Origin of the sequence: Pseudarthrobacter sulfonivorans, assembly GCF_031454915.1 — a bacterium.
GTDB lineage: Bacteria > Actinomycetota > Actinomycetes > Actinomycetales > Micrococcaceae > Arthrobacter > Arthrobacter sulfonivorans_C.
This window is the reverse complement of sequence record NZ_JAVDRS010000009.1, coordinates 163,143-187,022: the sequence shown is the minus strand read 5'-3', so window position 1 is coordinate 187,022 and position 23,880 is coordinate 163,143. Positions and strand designations below refer to the sequence as shown.

At 64.3% G+C, this 23,880-nt stretch carries 22 protein-coding genes; 13 read left to right on the top strand and 9 right to left on the bottom strand.

Going from position 1 to position 23,880, the window contains the following annotated elements:
• The first annotated feature begins 6 nt into the window (after nucleotides 1-6).
• Genes J2808_RS18770 through J2808_RS18760 form a run of 3 tightly spaced genes read left to right on the top strand, consistent with a single transcriptional unit; the run spans nucleotide 7 to nucleotide 1,798 of the window.
• Complete coding sequence (locus tag J2808_RS18770) at nucleotides 7-474, top strand: universal stress protein (RefSeq protein ID WP_309819671.1); 468 nt, start codon at nucleotides 7-9, stop codon at nucleotides 472-474.
• Nucleotides 461-1,315 (top strand): universal stress protein, encoded by an 855-nt coding sequence (locus J2808_RS18765; protein WP_309819669.1) that lies wholly within the window; start codon nucleotides 461-463, stop codon nucleotides 1,313-1,315. The genes J2808_RS18770 and J2808_RS18765 overlap by 14 nt, the downstream gene beginning before the upstream one ends.
• 24 nt (nucleotides 1,316-1,339) lie before the next feature.
• The gene (locus J2808_RS18760) at nucleotides 1,340-1,798 is read left to right on the top strand and encodes a pyridoxamine 5'-phosphate oxidase family protein (RefSeq protein WP_309819666.1); all 459 of its coding nucleotides are present in this window, start codon (nucleotides 1,340-1,342) and stop codon (nucleotides 1,796-1,798) included.
• Nucleotides 1,799-1,836: 38 nt separating this feature from the next.
• Here the strand turns inward: J2808_RS18760 and J2808_RS18755 are convergent, their stop codons facing one another.
• Nucleotides 1,837-3,738, bottom strand: coding sequence for a heavy metal translocating P-type ATPase (locus J2808_RS18755; protein WP_309819665.1), 1,902 nt, complete (start codon nucleotides 3,736-3,738; stop codon nucleotides 1,837-1,839).
• A gap of 40 nt (nucleotides 3,739-3,778) precedes the next feature.
• Nucleotides 3,779-5,332: a DUF4389 domain-containing protein gene (locus tag J2808_RS18750; RefSeq protein ID WP_309819664.1), complete on the bottom strand. Its 1,554-nt coding sequence runs from the start codon at nucleotides 5,330-5,332 to the stop codon at nucleotides 3,779-3,781.
• Between the two features lie 252 nt (nucleotides 5,333-5,584).
• On the opposite strand from J2808_RS18750, the gene J2808_RS18745 reads away from it, so the two are divergent.
• Entirely contained in the window at nucleotides 5,585-6,268 is a 684-nt protein-coding gene (locus J2808_RS18745; RefSeq protein ID WP_309819662.1) for a response regulator transcription factor, read from the top strand.
• A gap of 12 nt (nucleotides 6,269-6,280) precedes the next feature.
• Here J2808_RS18745 and J2808_RS18740 read toward each other — a convergent pair whose 3' ends face one another.
• Nucleotides 6,281-7,993: a sensor histidine kinase gene (locus J2808_RS18740; RefSeq protein WP_309819660.1), complete on the bottom strand. Its 1,713-nt coding sequence runs from the start codon at nucleotides 7,991-7,993 to the stop codon at nucleotides 6,281-6,283.
• 163 nt (nucleotides 7,994-8,156) lie between these two features.
• On the opposite strand from J2808_RS18740, the gene J2808_RS18735 reads away from it, so the two are divergent.
• The 7 genes from J2808_RS18735 to J2808_RS18705 all read left to right on the top strand — a co-directional run bounded on the left by J2808_RS18735 (nucleotide 8,157) and on the right by J2808_RS18705 (nucleotide 15,250).
• Nucleotides 8,157-8,624, top strand: coding sequence for a pyridoxamine 5'-phosphate oxidase family protein (locus J2808_RS18735; RefSeq protein ID WP_309819658.1), 468 nt, complete (start codon nucleotides 8,157-8,159; stop codon nucleotides 8,622-8,624).
• 6 nt (nucleotides 8,625-8,630) lie between these two features.
• Nucleotides 8,631-9,635 carry a zinc-dependent alcohol dehydrogenase family protein gene (locus tag J2808_RS18730; protein WP_309819656.1) on the top strand — a complete coding sequence of 335 codons (1,005 nt, stop codon included), beginning with the start codon at nucleotides 8,631-8,633 and terminating at the stop codon, nucleotides 9,633-9,635.
• A 93-nt stretch (nucleotides 9,636-9,728) separates the two neighbouring features.
• Nucleotides 9,729-10,199: a universal stress protein gene (locus tag J2808_RS18725; RefSeq protein WP_309819654.1), complete on the top strand. Its 471-nt coding sequence runs from the start codon at nucleotides 9,729-9,731 to the stop codon at nucleotides 10,197-10,199.
• Entirely contained in the window at nucleotides 10,183-10,698 is a 516-nt protein-coding gene (locus tag J2808_RS18720; RefSeq protein ID WP_309819653.1) for a universal stress protein, read from the top strand. The genes J2808_RS18725 and J2808_RS18720 overlap by 17 nt, the downstream gene beginning before the upstream one ends.
• Nucleotides 10,685-11,524, top strand: a complete 840-nt coding sequence (locus tag J2808_RS18715; protein WP_309819651.1) for a universal stress protein — start codon at nucleotides 10,685-10,687, stop codon at nucleotides 11,522-11,524. Before J2808_RS18720 ends, J2808_RS18715 begins: the two co-directional genes overlap by 14 nt.
• Before the next feature lie 161 nt (nucleotides 11,525-11,685).
• On the top strand, nucleotides 11,686-12,741 hold the full coding sequence (locus J2808_RS18710; RefSeq protein WP_309819649.1) for a zinc-dependent alcohol dehydrogenase family protein: 1,056 nt from the start codon (nucleotides 11,686-11,688) through the stop codon (nucleotides 12,739-12,741).
• 55 nt (nucleotides 12,742-12,796) lie between these two features.
• On the top strand, nucleotides 12,797-15,250 hold the full coding sequence (locus J2808_RS18705) for an HAD-IC family P-type ATPase (protein WP_309819647.1): 2,454 nt from the start codon (nucleotides 12,797-12,799) through the stop codon (nucleotides 15,248-15,250).
• A gap of 10 nt (nucleotides 15,251-15,260) precedes the next feature.
• On the opposite strand, the gene J2808_RS18700 is transcribed toward J2808_RS18705, so the two are convergent.
• The 3 genes from J2808_RS18700 to J2808_RS18690 form a co-directional block, all read right to left on the bottom strand.
• Nucleotides 15,261-15,725, bottom strand: coding sequence for a pyridoxamine 5'-phosphate oxidase family protein (locus tag J2808_RS18700; protein ID WP_309819645.1), 465 nt, complete (start codon nucleotides 15,723-15,725; stop codon nucleotides 15,261-15,263).
• A gap of 96 nt (nucleotides 15,726-15,821) precedes the next feature.
• Nucleotides 15,822-16,847, bottom strand: coding sequence for an ATP-dependent 6-phosphofructokinase (locus tag J2808_RS18695; RefSeq protein ID WP_309819643.1), 1,026 nt, complete (start codon nucleotides 16,845-16,847; stop codon nucleotides 15,822-15,824).
• 112 nt (nucleotides 16,848-16,959) lie between these two features.
• Complete coding sequence (locus J2808_RS18690; protein ID WP_309819641.1) at nucleotides 16,960-17,595, bottom strand: dihydrofolate reductase family protein; 636 nt, start codon at nucleotides 17,593-17,595, stop codon at nucleotides 16,960-16,962.
• A gap of 413 nt (nucleotides 17,596-18,008) precedes the next feature.
• Here J2808_RS18690 and J2808_RS18685 point away from each other — a divergent pair, with 413 nt between their 5' ends.
• Nucleotides 18,009-18,260, top strand: coding sequence for a hypothetical protein (locus J2808_RS18685; protein WP_309819639.1), 252 nt, complete (start codon nucleotides 18,009-18,011; stop codon nucleotides 18,258-18,260).
• A gap of 27 nt (nucleotides 18,261-18,287) precedes the next feature.
• Here the strand turns inward: J2808_RS18685 and J2808_RS18680 are convergent, their stop codons facing one another.
• Nucleotides 18,288-18,965, bottom strand: a complete 678-nt coding sequence (locus tag J2808_RS18680) for an AfsR/SARP family transcriptional regulator (protein WP_309819638.1) — start codon at nucleotides 18,963-18,965, stop codon at nucleotides 18,288-18,290.
• A 247-nt stretch (nucleotides 18,966-19,212) separates the two neighbouring features.
• Between J2808_RS18680 and J2808_RS18675 the strand changes: the two genes are divergently transcribed.
• Entirely contained in the window at nucleotides 19,213-20,049 is an 837-nt protein-coding gene (locus J2808_RS18675) for a DNA/RNA non-specific endonuclease (protein ID WP_309819636.1), read from the top strand.
• 56 nt (nucleotides 20,050-20,105) lie between these two features.
• Here the strand turns inward: J2808_RS18675 and J2808_RS18670 are convergent, their stop codons facing one another.
• Together J2808_RS18670 and J2808_RS18665 are read right to left on the bottom strand one after the other, a co-directional pair.
• Nucleotides 20,106-22,001 (bottom strand): alpha-amylase family glycosyl hydrolase, encoded by a 1,896-nt coding sequence (locus J2808_RS18670; RefSeq protein ID WP_309819634.1) that lies wholly within the window; start codon nucleotides 21,999-22,001, stop codon nucleotides 20,106-20,108.
• A 7-nt stretch (nucleotides 22,002-22,008) separates the two neighbouring features.
• Complete coding sequence (locus tag J2808_RS18665; protein ID WP_309819632.1) at nucleotides 22,009-23,748, bottom strand: M4 family metallopeptidase; 1,740 nt, start codon at nucleotides 23,746-23,748, stop codon at nucleotides 22,009-22,011.
• Nucleotides 23,749-23,880: the final 132 nt, after the last annotated feature.

Here is a 23,880-nt window from a genome sequence, read left to right as displayed (position 1 = left end):
AGGGCCATGGAGGATTTGGAGGGCGCCAGGTTCGTGGTGGGCGTGGACGGCTCGGAGGCGTCAGTGGAAGCTCTCCGCCAGGCCCAGCGGCTGGCAGCCCCCGCCGGGGCCAAGGTGCTGGCCACCGCCTACTGGGATGAACCGCAGGTCTACGCCGCGTATGTGTCAATGGGCATCGACCGCTTCGAGGAACGCGTCATGATGGTCCTCAACGAAGCCCTGAAACAGGCCTTCGGCGACGAAGTGCCGCCCAACGTCATCCCGCGCGTGGTACGGGGCCACCCCCGGGAATCCCTCATCGACGCCAGCCGCCATGCGGACATGATCGTTGTTGGCAGGCGTGGCCATGGTGGATTCGGTGGCCTTCTCCTGGGGTCCGTCAGCTCAGCCTGTGTTGCCCATGCGCACTGCCCCGTCTTAGTTGTCCACAGCCCCGACAAAAGTAGAAGGAAGACCAGCCGTGAGAACGTCTAAACCGATCGCCGTCGCCACCAACGACTCGCCGCAAAGCCAGGCAGCCGTGCAGTGGGCTGCCAGCCGGGCGGCTAAGGCCGGCCTTCCGCTGAGCATTTTGTACGTTGTTGATGACCGATGGCTGGCCGAACCGATCCCGTGGACCGGAGAGCTGCTGGAGAAGGGTGAACAATTGGTGGAAACCGCTGCCGGGCGGGTGAGGGGCACGCTTCCGGTTGAGGTCACCACCAAAGTCCTGGAGGGAGGAATCGCGGGCTCGCTGCGAAAGTACTCCACCCAGGTATCGATGCTGGTAGTGGGGTCCGGGGCTCCGCATTTGGGTGGCTCGTTGAGGGACCGGGCCCTACAGGTCGCCGCTGCAGCGAAGTGTCCGGTCGCGGTCATTGGAATCACGGAGGCTGAAGGCGGGCAGGGCGTGGTGGTGGGCGTGGACGGCTCTGAAGAGGCCACGCAGGCCGTTGCGTTCGCTGCCGCCGAGGCAGACCGGGAGGGCCAGGAGCTGACGGTGGTTTATGCCATTTGGGAACCGGACAAATGGGTCGACAGTGGAGCCCTCACCGGGACGCTGTCCCAGCGAATTGAGGACGAGGAACAGGTGGTGCTTTCCGAAACAATCTCCGGCCTCCGCGAGGATTACCCGGACCTGGTGGTGCACAAGATCCTGGATACCGAGAAGGAACCGGCTGCGGCGCTGGTCAAAGCCGCAGCTGGTGCCCAATTGCTGGTGGTTGGAAGCCGAGGCAGGGGCGGTTTCAAACGGCTGCTGCTCGGTTCCACAGCACATGCAGTCCTAACGCATCTCCCGTGCCCCACGGTGATAACACCAATCCACCACGTATAGCACCAGACGTAGTAGCCTGCGAACATGCAAAGCGACACTTCGGGATCCCAGACGGAAGTCCTCAACGTTCATGACTGCTGGAAGTACCTCCGATCAGCTTCGGTCGGCCGGGCGGCTGTCACCACCGGGGGTGGGCCGGAAATCTTCCCCGTAAACTACGTCCCCGATAACGGCACGGTGATATTCCGAACCGGGCCCGGAACCAAACTGGACGCCCTGCTGGGCGGCAGTCCCATTGTGTTGGAAGCCGACGGCCTCAACACCTACGGCACCATTGCGTGGAGCGTCATCGTCAAGGGCAGCGTTTCAGTTGTGGACTCGCAGGAGGATTTCCAGGAGGCCGCAGATGCAGGACTCTCACCGTGGGAGACCGGAAGCAAGGATCATCTGGTGCGGGTAACGCCCACCGAGGTCACCGGCCGGCGCTTCGTGATCAATCCCGCGTCGCACTGGTGGCCGCCGCTGGACGCCGGGCAGCACTGACGTCCGGGCAGGCAGAGAGCAGCCTACGACGGCGGCTCTCACCTGACTCCGGCGACGCTGACTGGCATGCCTCCCACCGGCGTCGTACTTCTTTTCCTGCCACCTCGGAGGGCACGAAGCGCGTTGAGGATGGTGGCCAGGTCCACCAACTCCTGAAGGAGCGCTCCCGCAACAGCGGGAATGTAGCCGAAGACTGCCGCAATCATGAGTCCGACGCTGAGCAGGATGCCCGTCCAGATGCTCGCCAAGGCGATCCGCATGGTCCGCTGGCCGATTTCGACGGCGAGCACGGCCTTGGATAGATCGTCGAGCATGATGACGACGTCCGCCGATTCACTCGCCGCAGTTGATCCCTTGGCGCCCATGGCCACGCCTACGTCGGCGGCGGCCAGAACCGGTGCGTCGTTAACGCCATCGCCCACCATCATGACCGGGCGCTTCCGCAGTCCTGCCACGATGGAAACTTTGTCGCCGGGCAGGCAACCTGCCCGGACATGGCTGATCCCGGCCTGGCTGGCTATCTGTTCTGCCGTGGGCCGGGCGTCGCCGGTCAGCAGGAGGGTTTCCCGTACGCCCAGCCGCCTCAGGCCGGTCAACGTGCCTACTGCATTTGCCCGCAGGGGGTCGCTCATGACCAGCGCTCCCACAAAACGCCCGTCAACACCCACATAGACCGCCAGCTGTCCGCCGGCAAGGTCGGCCTCCTCAAAACCAGTGGTGACAGACCGGACAAAGCCGGGTTTACCCACCACTACCCGGTGGTCCCCGCACGTAGCGGTGACTCCCTGTGTTGCGTGTTCATTCGCGTCGCTCCCGGGCAAGAGTTCGAGGCCGCGTTGCCTCGCGGCGGCAATCACTGATGATGCAAGCACATGGGAGGAATACTGCTCTGCAGACGCGGCGAGCTGCAGCAGCCGGTCCTCGCTGATCGGCCAGGCTTCCGCTTTCGGCAACCTGATGCCATGCAGTGTTGGCCGGCCGTGGGTGAGCGTACCTGTTTTGTCGAACACGGCCGTCTGCACGCGGGCAAGCTGTTCGAGGGTGCCCCCGTTTTTGATGATGATGCCGGAACGCGCCGCCCGGCTGGTGCCGGCAAGAAACGCCACCGGGGCTGCAATGAGCAGCGGACAAGGAGTGGCGACCACCAGGACCTGGGCGAACCGCCCAGGGTCCTGACTGAAGTACCAGCCCGCGCCGGCCAGGGCGAATGCCAGAAGCGTGAACGGGACGGCGTACCTGTCGGCGAGCCGGACCACTGGCGGCCGGCTCGACGCTGCCTCCTGGACGAGGGCCACGATCTGGCTGTACTGCGAGTCCTTTGCCGTGGACGTCGCTGTCATGTTCACGGCATTATCGCCGTTAACGGATCCGCTGAGCAGTGTGTCGCCTTCAGTGTGTTCCACTGGCAGGCTTTCCCCTGTCAGCATGGATTCATCAAAGCTGCCGGTTCCGGTCAGCAGTACTCCGTCCACTGGCACCACTTCCGACGGTTTGATCAGGAGGACGTCCCCCGGGCGGACCGCATCGGCGGGGATGTCTTCCGGCGGACCGCCATTGAGCTGCCGGTGGGCGGTCTGCGGGGTGCGCTCGAGCAGGGACCTCAGCTCGCGGGTGGCCCGTCCCTGGGCGATGTCTTCCAGGGCTTCACCCCCGGCAAGCATGAGCACGATGATCAGGGCCGCCACGTATTCGCCAACTGCCACCGTCGCGGCGATGGCAGTCACGGCCAGCAGGTCGATACCCCACCGGCCGCCGATCAGCGCCTTGATCATTGCGCCCGACCGGATGACGGCGATCAGGAGGGCGTAGGCACTGGCTGTCCACTGTGCCGCCGGAGCCGCACCCAACGCCAGCATGAGGATGACGGCCGCCCCCGCCGTCAGTGTGGCGGCCACCAAGGGGAATTGCAGAATCGCCGTCCTTAGGGATGCAGGCCTCATGGCCTCGACCTTAGGACGCTCGGCGGTCGCAGCCAAGGACCTACGTGCGCCCTGTAGGGTCCGACGGCGGCAGAGGACTTTCGGGCGGGACGGCACCATCCTGCGGGACCGGCGCCCGCAGAGTGCTGCTGTTGTTGGCATCGGGCCGGAGTTCCCCGATATCCCGGGCACCCTGGTCGAGACGGAACGGCGGGTATTCATCGCGCATGAGGGCCACGTAGGTGATGACCCGGTAGATCCAGCGGTTGAAGCCTAGGATCAGGTCGAACAACGGGCGCTGGTACCGGCCGCTGAACAGCAGGATCACGGCCGCAACCAGAACGAGGAAACCGAACAAGGAAAATCCTGTCCCGGTCTCGTACCTGACTCCCGGGGTGTCGGGGTCGGTCCACCGGACAGTACTCGAGCCGGTCAGCGCGCCAACGATAATCAGGTGTGGCAGGGCAAGGAGCCAGCCCTTGACCAGCACAAGTCCACGGGACAGCCGCCCCGGATAGTCAACCTCGAAATCAGCGGGGTAGTCCGTCCTGGCCAGCGTAAATGGCGGATATCTGTCCGTTCCCAGCGCAGAATAGGCATAGAAGGACACCCGCCAGCTCCAGCGCAGGACCCCCACATTGAAGTTGAAGAGGGAGCGCGGATAGCGGGCGGTGAACAGGATGGCGAACCAGGCAATGATGGTGACCACAACAAACGCGAACCAGAGAAAGAACAGCACAATAAAGTGTGGGATGGCCAGGAACCACTTCACCAGCCACATCCATCTGGACAGCACCGGATCGAGGTCGCCGCGAAGCCGCGCCGGATAGGGCGCCAGCTCGGCCGCAGCCGTAATACCTGCTGGCTGAGCGGCCGTGCCCTGGAAGGCTGGCGTGGGTGCGGGGCCGGACGCTGCTGGCACGGCAGCGCCCGGGTGCGGAGCATGGCGTCCCAGCCCTTGAGCGCCGAAGATCAGGAGCGGCACACCGAGAATCAGCAGGATGGCTCCCGCTGCCAGCAGGCCCGCAGCTATGGGACCGAACAGCTCGGACCGGAACCCTGCCTGCAGGTCCGCCGAAATTCCCGGACTGGCATCGGCATTCATGACCACCACGGACCAGTCCCCCGCTTCGATTTTCCAGTCCAGGTTCCGTTCGCCGCTGCCCGCCGCGGAAGCCACCCAGAACGTCTGGTCTGCGGGAGCTGATAGTTGGGTTGTCCCCTGCACTTCCCGGTACTCGGTACGGAACGGGCGGAACTCGACTTCCCGCAGTTCGGAGTAGTTGGATCCGGAAAGGTAACGGTCAACGTCCTGTCTGGGCGCGATGCCGACAAAAACATCCTTGCCCGGGTTGGCGGACTCCGCCGCTATCCGGATGCTGCCCACGTCAAAGGGCAGAGGTCCCGGGTAGGTGTCGCCACGTATTCCGTCCGCCCGGGCGGAGACGATGGCCGAGGAATCGACAGCGAAACGTTCCCTCGGCGAGGTGAGGTATCCGCCGTCGTTCTGGAGTGCATTGACCCACGACGCGGCGATGCCGCCGAACAGCAGTCCCACACCCAGCATCGAGAACAGGATGCCGAAAACAAGCATGGTGATTGAACGAGCTTTCATTGGGAGTCCTCCCGTCGTAGCAACAACGTTCATGGCTCCGCACCCCCAGCCGGGCACTGAGTACCTTCCAGAGTTAGGCCGCAGTGCCCTCGTTACTAGGGCCAAAGGTCACGTCTGAGAGCTGCACTGTCACCCGCAGGATCCCGTTCGGGTCATTGGACCCTTGTGGCGGTCCCCCGGTTCCTAAAGAATGAGTCAGGCTCAGGACAGCAGCCCGTTGCGGGTAGGCAGCGGAGGCAAGAAGGGATCGGCATGAACGCTTCAGCAGCACCGGAGCACGCCGTTGAACTGTCCAACGACGGGATCCGGGTGTTCATCCTGGACGACCACGAGTTGGTGCGGCGCGGCCTGCAGGACCTCCTGGAGAGCGAGGGTTTCGTGGTCGTCGGCATGTCCGGTTCCGCCGCCGAAGCGGCGCGTCGGATTCCGGCGATGCGTCCGGACGTGGCGATTCTTGACGCACGGCTGCCGGACGGCACGGGGATTGAGGTCTGCCGCGATGTGCACTCGGTCGACGAAACGATCAATTGCCTGATCCTCACGAGCTACGACGACGAGCAGGCACTCCGCGGCGCAGTCCTGGCCGGGGCCTCCGGGTACGTTCTGAAGGAGATCGGTGGTTCCGACCTGATCGGGGCCCTGCGCCGTGCCGCCAAGGGAGAGTCCCTGTTTGATGCCGACCTGAAGGCCCGGATCGTCCAGGGGCTTGCCGAGCCAGAGCGTGTGGACCCACGGATCGCAGGGCTGACCCGGCAGGAGCGCAGGGTGTTGGAGTTTATTGGGGAGGGTCTGACTAATCGTCAGATCGGCGAGCGCATGCTTCTTGCGGAAAAGACTGTCAAAAACTACGTCTCGTCCCTGCTGGCGAAGTTGGGTTTTGAGCGGCGGACGCAAGCGGCGGTCCATATGGCGCAGCACCGTGACCAGCAGAACTAGGACCAGTGGAAGCTAGAACACAGGGGCCGTCCACGTCAGGACTGTTCCCGTTTCCGGGGAGCTGGAGACTTCGAAAGTGCCGCCAAGCTTGTTGGCCCTGTGCTGCATGTTCGTCAGACCGTTGCCGGGCGGTGGCACGCTGAATCCCGTGCCATTGTCCTGGACTGAAACGCACACGGTTCCTTCGTCCACGGCAACGGATACGCGGATGGAATCCGCTCCCGAATGGCGGACAGCATTGCTGAGCCCCTCGGTAACTACTGCAAGGATGTTTGATGCTGTTTCATCATCCCTGATCGCGTCGATGGCGCCTGTCAGGGTAAGCCTGGGGACAAACCGAAGCGACTGCGCGGCAGTGCGGACTGCCTGCAGCACACGGCTGCTGAGAAGTTCCTTCTCCAGGGCGGAGTCATTCAGGGAGTAAATGGTGTTGCGAAGCTCCCGTATGGTCTCATCTAGTTCGGCGGTAACATTCTGCAGGGTACTGACGGCGGCGTCGCTGGTAATCACGCGCCGGAGGCTTTGGATGCTGAGCCCTGCTGCGAACAGACGCTGGATCACGAGGTCATGCAGGTCGCGGGCGATCCGGTCCCGGTCAGTGAACACCGCTAGTTGTTCCCGCATCCGGTGAGCTCTCGCGAGTTCCAGGGCAAGGGCAACATGCGAACCGAACACTGAGCCCATCTCCACATCCGTCTTGCTGAACGTCCCGGCAACGCGTTCGCGCACGAGGACCAAAAGCCCGTAGTGGGTGCCGCGTGCGCTGAGGTCTATCACCAACAGCCGGCCGTCATCCGGCAACAGGGCAGCAGCGAGGCCCGACGAAGCATCCTCGATGACAGCCGCCTGGCCTGTGGAAAGAACTGCGTCAATCTCCCCTGAATCAAACGGGGAAAGCCGTCCGACCCACTCCGGGGCGGTTCCTCCCGCGGCCCCCGCGACGCGGAACAGGCCGGAAGTGCCTTCCGGAACAAGGATGAGCGCAAGGGAGGAACGGGACTCCTGGAGTGCCCTGGCGGCGATCATGTCCAGTCCCCCGTCCTGGTCCCCCGGCGCCTCCTCGTCGCCCATCTTGCCGGTAACGTCCATGCAGGCCTGAAGCCATGCTGTCCTGCGCCTGGCGTCATCGTAGAGCCGGGCATTTTCTATGGCGACGCCGGCGGCAGCAGCGAGTGCCTCCGCGAGCTCCTCATCCTCGTCCGTGAAGTCGCCGCCACCCCTTTTTTGAGTCAGGTAAAGGTTGCCGAACACAACATCCCGCACCCGGATGGGTACGCCGAGGAACGATTTCATCGGCGGATGGTGCTTCGGAAACCCGTAGGCATCCGGATGCTGGCTGAGGTCATGCAGGCGCAGCGGCTTCGGATCCCGGATCAATAAGCCGAGAACGCCGTGGCCTGTAGGGAGCGGGCCAATCGTGTGGGCGAGGTCCTCCTCGATCCCCACCGTGATGAAGTGGCTCAGGCCACGGTCACTCCCGATGACTCCAAGCGCCCCGTAGTCAGCTTCCAGAAGATGGCAGGCGGAAGTGACCACCCTGTGCAGGACGGCCTCCAGGCTCAGGTCTTCGGCCAGTGCAACGACGGCATTCAAAAGGCCTTGCATCCGTTGTTGGGCGCTCACCAGTTCCCCGGCACGGTCAACAAAGTCGGTCAGGAGTTCGTCCATCCGCGAGCTGGCAAGAGGCTGCTGGCCCTCCACGGTTTGCCGGGTGGGTTCGATCACGGGACCGCCTTCCGCGGTTTTTTGACCGCACACGCAGGCCGACCGGCTGCAGCAGTTGCACACAGACTACGCCTCGCTGCGCCTTTCCTCCATGCTCACAGGCTGGATTTAGGGGTCTTTGTGCCCTGTGTTGCGGGCCGACCACGCCTCTATGCTCGTGGGCATGACCACAGATGCATCGATACCGGAGACCGCCAACCTGCCAACTGAGGAGTGCTGGGCGTTGCTGCGGGGCGGTTCCGTGGGCCGCCTTGCCGTCTGGGTGCACGACCACCCCGAGATCTTTCCCATCAATTACAAGGTTGACCACGAAACGCTGGTCTTCCGCACCGGCGCCGGCACCAAGCTTTCGGCCGCAGTGGGCAAGATGGTGGCGCTTGAAGCCGATGCTGCCAACACGGATGGAGGCGTCGCCTGGAGTGTTGTGGTGAAAGGCCAGGCCACCGCGCTGACCCGGACTCCCGAACTCCTGGCCTCTGTCGGGCAGCTGCTGTTTCCCTGGGAGACGGGCCGCAAGGATCACTTCCTCCGGATTGTGCCGGAGGAAGTGAGTGGACGGCGCTTCAGGATTGCCGCCCCGCTGACATGGGGCAGTCCCTTGGATGATGCCACCCGCGCTGGACTGGAATGACACTTCATGAAGGCATGGTGGGTCGAGGAGCCCGGTCCCATCGTGTCCGGTCCCTTGCGGCTGGGCGAGCGGCCTGATCCGTCGCCCGGGCCGGGTGAGGTCCTGCTCTCCGTACGTGCCTGTGGCGTCTGCCGCACAGATCTGCACCTTGCCGAGGGAGACCTTAGCCCCCGTGCCGCGCGCAGGATCCCTGGCCATGAAGTGGTTGCCGACGTGGTGGCACTCGGAGCAGGCAGCTCCCGTTTCCGTCTTGGCGAGCGTGTGGGAGCGGCTTGGCTGGCCCGAACGTGTGGCATGTGCCGGTTTTGCCTGCGCGGGTCAGAGAATCTTTGCCTCAGCCCGACGTTCAACGGCTGGGATACTGACGGCGGCTACGCGGAGTTGATGGTCGCGCACCAGGACTATGCGTACCCCCTGCCTGAGGTGTTCACCGATGAGAAAGCCGCCCCCTTGCTGTGTGCAGGGATCATCGGATACCGGGCGCTCCGGTGCTCCGGGCTCCCGCCGGGCGGCAGGCTGGGAATTTACGGTTTTGGCGGTTCAGCCCACCTGACAGCGCAGATGGCGATCTACGAGGGAGCAAGCGTCTACGTCATGACACGATCGGCTGCGGCGCAGCAGTTGGCCCTTGAACTGGGGGCCCGGTTCGCCGGTGCCGCTGAAGCCGCCCCTCCTGAACTGCTGGACGCGGCCATCCTCTTTGCTCCTGTGGGCGGGCTGGTGCCTGTTGCGCTCAGGGCATTGGACCGTGGTGGCACCCTCGCTATCGCCGGAATCCACCTGAGCGACATCCCGGTCCTGGACTATCAAAGGGACCTTTTCCAGGAGCGCCACCTCCGCAGTGTTACGGCCAACACCAGAACCGACGGCCTGGAATTCCTGGCGCTGGCCGAGAAGATCCCCCTCCGCCCGACCACTGTCGCCTACCCGTGGACAAAGGCGGACCAGGCATTGCTGGACCTATCGCGGGACCGGTTCACGGGAGCCGCTGTGCTGCTTCGGTCAGCCTGATGCCCGGGTCAGCTGATGCCCGGCCGGCCACGGTGTGCCTTGGGTGACCTTCGGCCCTAGGCGTACGGCCGGATCCTGGAGGATGGTACTGCCATGAGTGATAGCAAACGCATCCTTGTTGGAATCGACGGGTCGGAATACTCCCCCTCGGCGCTGCGCCTCGCCGGGAGGCTGTCCTCCGCCTTGGCCGCCCCTTTGCATGTGGTTACGTGTCTGGGCTTCTCCGATTTCTACCTTCCGGAACATCTGCCCCCGGGAGGGGACCTCGATACCGCGGCGGAGCTTGAGGCGATCGCGCGCCGAAACATGGAGCAGGCCATCGACAGAGCCTTTGGCCAGGAACGCCCTGAACACCTCTCCGCTGTTGTAACGGTCGGGTCGCCGGCAAAGGTTCTGGTGGAAGAAAGCCGGGACGCCCAAATGCTCGTTGTGGGCCGGCGGGGCCACGGCGGCCTGCTGGGCCAGCTCATGGGCTCGGTGAGCGCCGTCTGTGCAGCGCACGCGCATTGCCCGGTGCTGGTAGTTGGCCAGGACGCCGAGGAAGACCATGGAACAAAGCCGTGAACTGCCTGCCATCGTGGTGGGTGTGGACGGGAGCGCTCCGTCCATACTCGCACTGCGCTGGGCCGGTGGGTTAGTCCCGCTGTTCAAGGCCCGCATCCGGGCCGTCACGTGCTGGCAGTTCCAGATCGCCGTCGGCACCTTCACGCCCGTTCTCTGGAACCCTGAGGAGCAAGCCCGGGAAGTCTGCGCTGCCGCTGTGGCCGAGGCGTTCGACGGCGGTCCTCCATCCGATCTCGAAATAGTCACCGCCCAAGGCGCGGCCGCCAAAGTACTGGTCGAAGAAAGCAGGACTGCACAAATAGTCGTGGTGGGCAGCCGCGGCCGCGGAGGATTTGAAGGTTTGCTGCTGGGTGGGGTGAGCGCCACGGTGGCCGAGCACGCAAAGTGCCCGGTCCTCGTCGCGCACGGTACCGACCTGCCCGGAGCGCTGTCAGGCGTTCCCGGGCAAAACTCCGCGGATGCGGGCGGTCAACCCGGGTCCAGCCATGCCAGCGCCTGAGCGAATAGTCGTTGGCTATGACGGTTCGCCGGAGGCAGCCCTTGCCGTGCGTTGGGCTGCCCGGCACGCAGTTCTTCTGGACAGTGAGCTGGAGGTGGTTCATTGCTCATTGTGGCCGCTGCTAACCCATGACCTTGGACCGGTCAAAGGCGTTGCTGGCAGCGGCCTGCAGCATCAGGCGCAGGCCACCCTTGATGAGGGCAAGGCTGAGGCCCTGGCCGCGGAGCCCCGGACCACGGTCCAGGGCAGCCTCCTGTACGGGCTGCCTGCAGGCCAGCTCCGGCGAATAGCGGAAAATGTGGGCATGCTGGTGCTTGGCAGCCGTGGAATCGGTGGCTTTCTGGGACTTCTGGTGGGATCAGTCAGTCTTGAACTCGCCGCTACAGCGCCCTGCCCCGTCGCGGTCATCCGGTTCGATAAGCACCCCCAGGGGCGCGTCGTAGTAGGAGTTGACTCCTCCGGGTCCCCAGGCGCGCTGCGTCTTGCCAGTCACCTGGCCAGCGCAACAGGAACGGACCTGCTGATCGTCCATGTCATTCACCCCCATGGCGGCATGGCCAACGGGTCCGGAGGAAGCCATGAAACGGCCCGCCGCCTCCTCCTGACGGCGGCCCATGACGCCAAGGATCTGGCCCCGAACGTGACCGTCGGCCAGAGCCTTGCCCAGGACGCCTCCGTTCCGCGGGCACTCCTCAATGCCTCCCGCGGCGCCGCCCTCGTGGTCGTGGGAAGCAAAGGCCACACGCTCCTGAGGGGAACTGTCGGGTCGAATGCCCATGCGGTCCTGCACCACGCCACGGGCCCGGTCCTGATCTCCCGCACCTGAAGCCCTGCGGAACCTGGGCCAGCTGCCGGCCTTGCGCGCCGCCGTCGGACATCAGGGACCTTTGTCCCTTACCGCGGAGCCAGCCGGGCGTCATCGTTGAGGTGGAGCAGCATTCGGCCCACCCCGTGGACCCCCATGAACAACAACAGCGAGGAACGGTTATGAAAGCTTTGGTTTACGGCGGCCCAGGGAAAAAGTCATGGACGGATGTGCCCGATCCTGAGATCCGGAATCCATCCGACGCCATCGTCAGGGTTGACACCACCACCATCTGCGGGACGGATTTGCACATCCTCAAGGGCGATGTCCCGGCGGTGACCGAAGGAAGGATCCTGGGCCACGAAGGCGTGGGCACTATCACCGAGGTCGGTTCGTCAGTGACCAGCCTCAAACCGGGCGATCGCGTCATCATCTCCTGCATCAAGTCCTGCGGTCACTGTGCCAACTGCAAGGTCGGCCTTTATTCACACTGCATGGGTGACGAGGGCGCCCCGGGCATCGGCTGGGTCTTCGGCCATCTGATCGACGGGACACAAGCCGAATACGTGCGCGTCCCCTACGCTGAAAACTCCCTGCACCTGCTGCCGGCGGGGGTGAGCGACGAGCAGGCCGTCATGCTCTCTGACATCCTCCCCACGGGCTTCGAGATCGGCGTGCAGTATGGCCGGGTGAAGCCCGGCGACACGGTGGCAGTAGTAGGTGCAGGTCCGGTGGGGCTGGCCGCGATCGCCACCGCGGGTCTCTATGGAGCGGCGACCATCATCGCCGTGGACCTGGACGGGAACCGCCTGGAGAAGTCCCGCGAATTCGGCGCCACCCATGTTGTCCGCTCAGGCGACGCCGACTGGAAGGAGCAGGTGCTGGGCCTCACCGACGGCCAGGGCGTGGATGTGGCCATCGAGGCTGTGGGCATTCCGGCGACTTTCAGCATGTGCACGGAGATCGTCCGGCCGGGCGGGAACGTGGCCAACGTCGGGGTCCACGGCAAGTCCGTGGAACTCCATTTGGAGAGCCTCTGGATCCAGAACATCAACATCAGCATGGGGCTCGTGAACGCCAACACCACACCGATGCTGCTCAAACTCGTGGCCCAGAAAAAGCTGCCGGCGGAGAAGTTCGCGACGCACCACTTCACTTTCGACCAGTTCATGGATGCGTACGACACCTTTGCGGGCGCGGCGGAGACCAAAGCACTGAAAGTTGTGATCACGGCATGAACCTCGACGGCAACACGCTCGGATCAGCGTTCTCCCCGGCCACGTAGGGAGGCGCGTGAGCACGGCAGCGGCGCCCCCGCCGTCCGGGGCTGATCCTCCCGCAGGTTCGGGCCTCTCGGCCGAGGACGTGAGGGAGCGAACGCTGGCAGGCCTTGCCAACGGAGCGCCGGAGGAATCAAGCCGAAGCCTGTGGCAGATCTTTCGGTCGAACGTGCTCACCCTGTTCAACGGCATCGTCGGCGGCTGCTTCCTGCTGCTGCTCCTGCTGGGCCAATGGAAGGACGCACTCTTCGGTTTTGCCGCGCTCAGTAATGCCGTCATCGGCGTAATCCAGGAGTACCGCGCCAAAAGGCTTCTGGACCAGCTCGCCGTCCTGGATGCCCCGCAGGCCCGGGTGCTACGGGACGGCCAGGTGGAGGAAATTGCGGTTGCCGATGTGGTGATGGACGACGTCTCCATTCTGCAGGCCGGCGACCAGGTCGTGGCAGACGCCATCATCATCGATGAAGACGGCCTGGAGGTTGACGAGTCGCTCCTCACCGGCGAATCAGAACCCGTCGGCAAGTCCAGCGGCTCGACCGTCCTGTCAGGCTCCTCCGTGACGGCCGGCCAGGGCCGGGCACGAGTCGTCGCTGTGGGCCCGGGGTCCTACGCCAGCCGGCTTACAGCCGAAGCCAAGCGCTTCTCACTGGTTAATTCGGAAATCCGCAACGGGATCGGCCGTGTCCTCCGCTGGATCAGCTGGGCATTCCTGCCTGTCGTGGCAATCATCACCAACGGCCAGATGCAGGCGAGCGGCGGCTGGGACGTCGCTTTCAGTACGGGCGCGTGGGAGGAAGCACTCGTCGGTGCGGTGGGTGCGGCCATCGCGATGATCCCGCTGGGCCTGGTCCTGATGACCAGTGTGGCGTTCGCCGTTGGCGGTGCACGGCTGGCCCGCCGCAACGTGCTGGTGCAGGAGCTCGCCGCTGTGGAGGGGCTGGCCCGCGTGGACGTGCTCTGCATCGACAAGACCGGCACGCTGACAGAGGGCCGGGTGGTCTTTGACGACGTTCACGACGCCGGGCGGCAGCTTCCCCGGGGATGGCGGGATGCCTTGGGCTGGTTCGGGGCAGACCCCCACGCCAATGCCACCGCCCGCTGCCTGGCGCCCGCTTTCGCGTTCGATGGCGGCACGGACCCGGCCACCATCGTTCCGTTCTCCTCCGCCAGGAAATGGAGCGCCGCCAGTTTTGCTCCACCCCACGCGGCCGCGGGAACGTGGGTTCTTGGTGCTCCCGAGTTGGTGTTCACCGGGAACGGCCAAACGGGGAACAGCGCGGCCACTGAGGAACTCCTTAGTCAGGCCCGCCGCCTCGCGTCCAATGGCCTGCGGACCCTGGTGCTGGCGCACACACGAAATGTGCTGCCTGAAGAGGGACCGGATGATGATGTGCGTCTGCCGGCCGGACTGGCTGCGGCCACCCTCCTGACCTTCCGGGAAAAGGTACGCCCGGACGCGGCGCAGACCCTGGCCTATTTCCGTCAGCAGGGCGTTGACGTGAAAATCCTTTCAGGTGATGACCACAGGACGGTGACGGCCGTGGCACGTGAGGTGGGGCTCGACGTCGGCGACGGCTACGACGCACGGAACCTGCCGTCGGACCAGCATCTGCTGGAAGAGGCGCTGGGCAGCTTTTCCGTGTTTGGCCGTGTCACGCCCGACCAGAAAAGGGACATGGTCCTCGCGCTGCAGAGAATGGGGCACACCGTCGCGATGACCGGTGATGGTGTCAACGACGCCCTGGCACTGAAGGAAGCGGACATCGGCATTGCCATGGACACCGCCGCGCCTGCCACGAAGGCCGTTGCCCGTTTGGTGCTGTTGGACGGGCGGTTCGACAGGCTTCCGGACGTGCTTGCCGAAGGCCGTCAGGTCATCGCCAACATTGAGCGGGTCTCGGTGCTGTTCCTGAGCAAAACAACGTACGCGGTCTGCCTCTCGGTGACGTTCGGGGCACTGATGTGGAGTTATCCGTTCCTGCCCCGGCAACTGTCCGCCACCGATGGCCTCACGATCGGCATCCCCGCGTTCTTTTTGGCCCTCATGAGCAACCCCCGCCGCTACCGGCCGGGATTCCTGAGGCGGTCCCTGGCTATGGCGGTACCCGCCGGGATAATCATTACGACGGCGGTGCTCGCCGTTCAGGTGTACTCCCACCTGTCGGGGGGCTACAGCGCTGGTGCCAACCGCACAGCCGCGGTGCTCACTCTGTCCTTGGTGGCGCTGAGTGTCCTGGCCGCCGTCGGCCGCCCCATCAGGGGACTCCGACTGGCCATCATCGGTGGCATGTGCGCCGGGCTCGTCCTGCTGATGACAGTCCCCCTGCTTACCGACTTTTTTATGCTGGAGTGGCCTCCGCCTGAACTCTCAGCTGCGTCCTTGGCGGCGGCCGCCGTCGGCATCCTGGCTGTCCTGGTGCTGAGCCGGATTCATCGGAGGCGGTACCCGCTGGAACCGTCCCTGTGACGCCGGCCTGCTAGGTCCAGTCGGCCGAGAAATCCTGCGGCGGCCACCAGCGCGAGCGGGGCGACACGGCAAACCGTCGTCCGGAGACCTCCGCAGGATTGATCTGCACCAGATGTTCTTTGAGGCCAGGCTGCCAGGGTTCGCGGTCAGGGCCGGCATCGCGGAGGCTCCCGGGGTCACCCTCGAACGGCCCGGGCTGTCCCTTGACCACAACGCTCCACACTTCGGTGGAGTAGGCATTCAGCCCGTCGGTCTCGAAGGCGACGGCCGCGCCGGTCAGCAGGGCACGAAGCTTCGTACCGGGTGCTGTCCGGAAGACGACCGTTTCTCCCACCACCATGAAGTTGACGGGAAAGATCTCGGGGGCAGCGCCGTTGATCACCGCCAGCCGGCCGATGTACGAGGCCTGCAGGTACTTCCAGCAGTCCTCGGTGGAGAGGATTTCCGTTTGAGACTCTGAGGGGGAGCTGCTCATGCTATTGATCCTAGCCCCAGGCCCGCGGCTCCCCGGGGCGCACAACCGGCGCACGGCTGCGTCAGCGGGACGCGCAACGGCTGATGCCGCTCCTGCTCAGCCGAAGAGGACCGCCGCCTCCCGGTAGCGGTCCTCAGGCACGGTCTTGAGCCGGCCCAGCGCCGCCCCTAAGCCGACATTCACAATGCTGGTACCCCGCAGGGAGACCATGGTTCCCCACCGTCCCTCCGCCGCCGAGGCAACGGCTTTCATCCCCATCCGGGTCGCCAACACCCTGTCGAAGGCAGTGGGGGCGCCGCCCCGTTGGATGTGCCCCAGGACAGTGGCCCTGGTTTCGATCCCTGTCAGCTCCTGCAGCTCATGTTCAAGCAGCAGGCCGATCCCGCCCAGCCGCGGCCTGCCGAACGTGTCCAGGCCGCGCGGAGAATACGGCGCTTCCCGTCCTTCGGGGACGAATGCTTCGGCGACAACCACCAGGGGTGCCCGTCCGCGGTGGTGCGCCGACTCCACCCACCGGGCAACCTGCCGCGTCGAAACCCTGTGCTCCGGAATAAGGATGGCGTGTGCGCCGGAAGCCATCCCCGCGTGGAGGGCGATCCAGCCGGCGTTCCGGCCCATGACTTCAGCGATCATGCAGCGGTGATGCGACTCTCCTGTGGTGCGGAGCCTGTCGATGGCCTCTGTCGCCGTCTGGACTGCCGTGTCGAACCCAAAGGAGACATCGGTGGCATCGAGGTCGTTGTCGATGGTTTTTGGAACGCCGACAACCCTGATTCCCGCGTGTGAAAATTCCTGCGCTGCCGCCAGGGTGCCCTCCCCCCCGATGGCGACCAGGCCGTCGACACCCGCGAACTGGAGGCTCTCGCGCACTGCCTCAATGCCGCCGTCGTTCATTGGGTTAGTCCGCGATGTACCCAGGATGGTCCCGCCGAGACGGGAGAGCCCGCGCACCGCGGGCCGGTCCAGCGGAATAAAATCGCATTCCAGCACCCCGCGCCAGCCGTCGCGGAACCCGGCGAATTCGTAGCCGTAGCTAATGGCTCCCTTCAGCACGGCGCCGCGGATCACGGCGTTAATTCCGGGGCAGTCCCCGCCGCTTGTCAGGATTCCCAGGCGTGTCACGATTCGGACGTTTCGCCGGCGGCGACGACAGGCACGGTCAAGCGGCAGTAATAGCTGAGACTCTGGTGCCTGTGGAAGGCAAGCTCAGCGCGGCACGCGCGGGCGACTTGGCTCACTGAGGGTTGCTGCCTGGCGGACCGTTCAGCAAAGTGGGGACGTACTCGAGCAGCTGGATCCGGCCGTCGAAGGTCCGGCTGTCCGCCAACTCGAGAGAGACGTCCGGATAACCGGCGTAGATCCGTTCGCTGCCGGTGCGGCCAGTAATCACCGGGAAGATGACTACCCGGAACCTGTCTACGAGACCGGCGGACAGCAGTGACCGGCAGAGGCTGAGGCTGCCGAGGGTGCTCAGAGGCCCGGTCCTGGCCCGTTTGATCTCCTTCACGGCCTCCACAGCATCACCGGTGACCAGCTCCGAGTTGGGCCAGGTCAGGGGCGCCTTCAGAGTCGAGGAGAAGACGATCTTCGGGACGGCCGCAAGTCCGGTGAGGCTGGCCCCTTCGTTTTCGGAGAATCCCGACCCCTCAGCCGAGGCCTCGTGTGACATGCCGGACATCAGCCGATACGTGTTCGCCCCGAGGAGGAAGGTGTAGCCCTTCTCCCCCTCCTGCCCGAGCCACGCCAGGTATTCCGGGCCCTCCAGACCCCACCAACCCGGCCAGCCCTCGGCCGAAGCGTACCCGTCCAGGGAGATGATCAGGTCGATCATCAGGTTTGCTGACGACATATCTGCAGGTGTGTTGCCCATGATCGTCTCCTCGATCGGATCGGCGCCCGTGCCGTAGGCTCCAGGAGCAGACCAGAGACAGCCCGTCCAGTCCGGCACTACCCATCTGCGCCCGTGCGGGCAATGCTATGCCCGGACGATCAGCCGTTCAAGCGGACGCCTCGGGGGCTCTATCGTCGTCGTCCGTCGCGTTGCTGCGCGGAGCCTGAAGCCCAACGGATTTGGCCTCAAAAGCTCATTGAACCCTGGCCCCTGCGGCTTTCCGGATCATGGCGAACACGGGCCAGACGCTGACTCACGATCATGGCCGGCGATCTTGAGCAAACCTTTCGCAAAGCTGGGCTGATTTCTGATTCTTTTGTTGCAGTATCAAGTCAGCATCCGCGAGCTTCCATCAAATGGGTGTTCGCGGAATGAAAGTAAGGTGAACTGCCATGACAAAGGATGACCCGCCGTCGGGAACCGCCGGCGAAGTCCAGCCGGACCAGGCGGCCCCCGCCATGGGCACGCTGGTTATCCGCACATGGAACGAGCCGGACCAGACGCCCAGCTTTCGCGCCAGACTGACCTACAGCCAAGCTCCGGACGATGATCCCCGCAGTACCTCCACTGCTGATCCGGAGGAGGTCCTGAGTGTTGTGCGCCAATGGCTCAATGCCCGGCTGGGGCCTCCACCCGAGGTTTAGAACTTCCCCACCGGATTGGCGTGGCTCTCAGGAAATGTCCGAGATGAGGCGTCGGATGCCCTCCGACGGCACCAGGCCCATGTCCTCCTTCAGTCTCGACGCGTATCGTCCGAAGGCGCGAAGCGCCAGAGCATTGTTGCCTCGCCGCCGTTCAGCCTGGATCAGAAGTCCAACAGCACTTTCAAAGAGCGGTTCGAGGTCCAATGCCGCCTCCGCAGCCTCCAAGGCAGACTCACAATCTCCACGCGCCAGAGACTCCCGGGCAATGATGTGGTAGGCATGGAGCCGATCCTGCTGCAGCCTGCTCTGTTCAAAGAGCACCCAATCGTCGTACCAGCCCGGGAGTAAGTCGGAGTCCCTCAGCTGCTGGAGACACGTGGAGACGTTGCCATTGAGTCCAGCCCGCCCCAGCTCCTGGATCTGGGCCCGGAGCCGGTGCAGGTCCACGTCCACAATTTCGCTGAGGGACAGCATTGTTCCGCTATTTATGAGCAGGCCGGGGATTTGCCGCGAGATCAGGTGCACGGCAACGCGAAGGCTTTCAAGCCCATTGGGCTCCGGGGTGTCCGGCCACAGCAGGCCGACGAGATAACTTCTGGGGCGGGGGCCGTTGACGGCCAGCGCTGTAATGAGCCGCTGTTGCCGGACAGCGACATGCACCACGTCGGTGTCACGCCGAAGTTGCCACGATTGAAGCAGCCGCAACTGAAAACCATAGCCGCCATTGCCCATGGGTACCCCTAAATCCAGCGTGGGGCTGAAGTGCTGGAACAGATGTAACAACCACTTTCCGCAGTCCGGAGCAGGCTGTCAATGGGCTGCGTCTTCTGGCAGAGTCCGGTTGGTAACACTCCAGTAACGGCGTGCCTCTATTGTCCGGGTCAGGGTGGTCAAATGCGGACCGGCCAGCCGACGTCGTGCCATGTTCCAAAAAACGTTAGGAGGATATCCAATGACTACTGACCTATCCGGTGCCCGTGCAGGGGACCGCGGATACTCGCCCGATTTCCTGGGGCTACAGATAGCTCCGCCGACGATTGGCGCTGCGTTGCAGGATGACACCGTCCGGCTCGATGGCTCGGAGGTCATTCCCTACACGCACTTCTCGCTGGCGCTCAGCAAGTCCAGACGCTTCGCCCGCTGGGTGGCTTGGAATATCGACGGCGGCACTCTCAAGAAGATCAGCCGAAATGGCATCCCATTCATCAAGGACGCCAGGATCCCCGCCGAGTTTCAGAGTGGCGACGAGCTCTACAGCGGCAACCGCCTTGACCGCGGGCACCTTGCGCGCCGCGCCGACCTGGTGTGGGGGCCCTTGCCGGAAGCGAAAAGCGCCAACATTGACTCATTCTTCTTCACCAACATCACCCCGCAGATGGATGACTTCAACCAGAGCAGCAAAGAGGGTGTGTGGGGGCGGCTGGAAGATGCGGTCTTTGCCGACGTCGAAGTCCAGGATCTTAAGGTGAGCGCCTTTGGCGGGCCGGTTTTCCATGACGATGACCGCGTGTACCGGGAGACCCGGCTGCCGCGGGAATATTGGAAGGTCCTCGCTTACGTGGAGCAGGGAGAGTTCAAGAGCCATGCATTCCTGCTGACCCAGAACCTGAATCCGTTCGAAGCGATCGACTTCGACGAGTTCCGCGCCTTTCAGATCAGCACGGCGGAGCTGGAGGAACGTACCCAACTGCAATTCGCAGCTGACCTGCGCACCGCGGATGCCTTTACGGCACCCTCAATCAGCGGGGACCGGGAGCCCCTGAATTCTGTCGCTGACATCCAGTGGTGACCGCAGCCGGATGATGCCGGCCACAGCACTGGGTCCGGGATTCGTCAGTTCCGTGGTCAGTTCTGCGGCACGAGCCGGTATACCGCCCCGTAATTGGATGGCACCCGGACAGGACTCACGTGCCCCTCGGCCGGAATCTGGAGTGGCGGCTTGGGATTGTCGGCCTTGTCAATCTGTTCTTCCCAGTGGCCGGCCTTCGGCCAGCGAATCCAGGCATCAACGTCGTTGTCCGAGAAGTTGAGCACCACCACGAACGCTTCGGCGGGCAGGGCGCCGTGTGCCCCGGCTTCGCGGCGGAAGACGATGATTCCATCCTTCCGGTGATTCGGATCGTCGTCGTAGTGGAAGAAGCCCCTGCTGCCCAGGGCCCGGTATTGGGACCGCAGCGCAGCCATGATCCGGTACAGCCGGATCAGTGCCTTTCCAGACAAATCGTAGAAGTACTCCCAATGGAGCGGGCGGCTGAACAGGATCCGCTCGTAGCCGCCCGGCCGGTGGGGCGTCACGCTCCAGTTCTCGGCGAATTCCTGGCCATGCCAGAGCATGGGCACGCCTTTGGCGGTGTACAGCGCGATGACGTACGGCTGCGTCTTGAAGAAGAGGTGGCGATTTCCATACGGCTGGCCGACGGGATCGGAGAGCTCCTCGAGTCCAAACCGGGTGATGAATCTGCTGTGGTCGTGCGACTCGAGGTATTGGAATGGTGCCACCGGGAATTCTTCGCCGTTTGTCGGGTTCCTGTAACGGTCCGGGTAGCCAATAAGCTCCGGGTCCAGCTGGCGGGCAAAGGAAGCCCTGACAGGTTGGCCTGCCTGCGAGGCGGCCTCATCCAGCAGACCGTTCTGCCAGCATGTGTTTGAGTAGGTAGTGCGCAGGATTCCCTGGGGATCCTGCAGATGCTCCGCGCACTGGATCACCAGGCTTCGCCCGTTGCCGGCATCAAAGCGCGGGTAGCGTGCCGCTTGCCTGGTGTGCTGGTACGTCCGGTAGGCGAGGTCGGCGTAGCCGCGGCCGGTGGCACCATCGAAGATGCCAGGCACGTAGTCGTAGCGGAATCCGTCCACGTGGTATTCGTCCAGCCAGTACCGGCTGGCTGTCAGAAAAAAGTCACGGGTGAACCCGCGGCTAAAGTCACAGCCCGGGGCTTCGGCGAATTCCTCCCCGAACGGCCCCATCATCGGATTCGGCCGGCCGGACGTCGCGTAGACGAGGTTGTAGGCGAATTCAGGATGCGCGTGGGAGTACACGGCGTCGAGGATCACGGCGATGCCGTTGCTGTGACACGCGTCCACGAGCCGTCTCATGCCGTCCGGACCGCCGTAGCGGTCATCGGGCGCGAAGTAGGAGAGCGGGGTATAGCCCCATTCGACTTCGTCCTTGACATTGGTCACCGGCATGAGTTCCACCGCGTTGATGCCCAGCCCCTTGAGATAGTCCAACTGGCTGGCCACGCCGTCAAACGTGCCGTTGAATTCACCGACGTGCAGCTCGTAGACCACCAGGTCGTCGACCTCCGGAACAACAAACCCGCCGTCGTGCCAGCTGAACGGCGCGCCCACGCTGTCGATGGTGAACGCGGACAACGCGCCCCGGCCGGTCGCGCGGGCGAAAGGGTCGGCGAACCAGAACGTGACGGCCTTCGCTCCGCGGAGCAGTTGGAAGCGGTAAAGGTAGACGCCGTCCTGGCCAAAGTTTCCGTTGTTGTCCGAGGTCAGATCGACGGCCACGTCCCACAGGTCCAGTGCGGATCCGCCGTGCCAGGACAGATCAAAGACTTTCGGTTCAATGCCCCGGACAAACTGGTCACGCTCATGGATCAGACGGACCTGGACGCGGTACCCGTCCGGGAACGTAATGCCCGGCAGGTAGACGCCGATGTGCACCTGCCAATGCCCTGCGGCATCCTTGACGGCGGTGGCCCCTACTTCGTGAAGGTCAATTGTCGTGGCCATGGCACATTTAGGTGATGCCGACGAGCTGGTAGGCCTTCCGGATTGCGGCGATCTTTTCCGTCCTGTGGACGTCGCCGCCGAAGTACGTTTGCCCGACGTCGACCACTGACTGGAGTGCCGCGGGGAAGGTCGCCCGCGGGGTCAACCGCGCCATGCCCAGGTACGTCAGCACTGCCACGTCTTCGACGCTGAACACCCGGGCCCCGTTTGTGCTCATGGTCAGCAGGTTGTGGACTGCCTTGTTGTGGATGTTGCTGTTGAAGTGGACCCAGCCCTGATCGTTGGACCGGCCCGGCAGTTCGCCGGGGGCCAGAGGGCGGAAGTCGTCCATGTGCTTGGGGTGCCCTGTGCGGGAAGGATCTGCGAAGTCCCGGAGCGGGCGCCCGTCCGCCCTGAGTCCAGGGCCAATCTCCCAATCCCAGGTTGCCACGTCGGCCCGGTCCGGTGCCTCGTACCAGTTCTTGATGATGACCCCGGCTATGTCTGCAAAGGACTCATTGAGCGCGCCCGACTGAGTGGCATAGACCAGGCCCGACGTCGTTTCAATCACGCCGTGGGTGAGCTCGTGCCCGATGACGTCCAGGAAGCGCGAGAGGCTGACGAGGCGGCCATTCTTGGTGATTTGCCCGTACCACATGCGACGCCTGAACCAGAACGCGTTGAGTAGGCTGGGCGGGGCCTGCATGCTTGCTGCCGTGACGTTGACCAGCGAGACGAGGTCCATCCCGTTGTCGTCGATGCCCTGGCGTTGCAGGACCACGTTGTAGAAGTCCAGCACCCGCGAGGCATTGGCGTGGGCGGAAACGGCTGCCCGGTTCGTGACGCCATAATCACTGTCCGGCGCCTCCACTGGGAAGTCCGGGTCCGGCGGATCGTTGTTGATGTCCGCGAACTGCAGGTCGTACGTGCGGACCCTGCGCCGGGGGTCGTTCAGCCGGCACGTTGTTGACGTTGGCGCGACCAGCTCCCCAAAGAACGCCTGCTGGTCATCGTTCTCATCAATCCCGGTGCACCGGGCCGGGATGGCGAGTGCAGTCGGCGCGGCGCTGTAGCAAAACAGGATCTCGCCGTCGTGTGCGTCCACGAGGTAGTTGAAGCTGGGCGGTACAGGCCGCCTTCCGAAACCATGGCCCAGCAGTGCCTCGTCAACAGTGTCCGCGTCGTTGTCGTTGGCAGGCGGCTCCGCGGGGAGCTCCTGGAAAAACCACGCCAGGTGCCACGAGCCGTCGTCGTCCTTTTTGTAGAAATTGAGTCTCGCGCCAACACCCGACTCGGCCGGAATGTCCGCGCCGGTGTAGTCCGCCACCTTCTCCAGCGCCTCGGCACGGCTGAGGGATTCGACGGGATTGGCTCCAGGAGCTTCGCCGAGTTTCCCGTTCACGCTCACGAGGTCCCGCGCCGCCGTAAGTTCGACCAGCGCCATGGCCCCGAAAATCGGGATGTCCCGGTAGGTCTGCGAAAACCGCAATGAGTGGGTTCCCAAGGCAGGCAGATCCCGCTCGCTCTCGACCACCAGGCTGGGTACGCGCTCCGGCCGTTCGGGTTCGGTCAATGACCGCATACCGGCACGGTCGTCCCGCTGGAGGAGCTGGTCGAGGTAGTACCTCGCCGCCCCCTCATTGCTGGTGAAGGTCATGGCAGGCGCATCATCTGCCCCGCCCGGTGAGCGGCCAAAGGATTCTGGAGAACGCGCCGCTGTGTTGTCCTCGGCGGCATGATAGTGAAGCCCCTGCAATGACTCAGACATCTCCTGCTTCCTCCCACTAGATCCGCAGCCCGGTAATCCTTCCGCGTCGAGTCTAGGATCGTGGCGTTACTGGCCCGTTACTCCCGGCGTCCTGGCAGCAGTAACGCCCCGGTAACGCATGGCAGCCGAGAA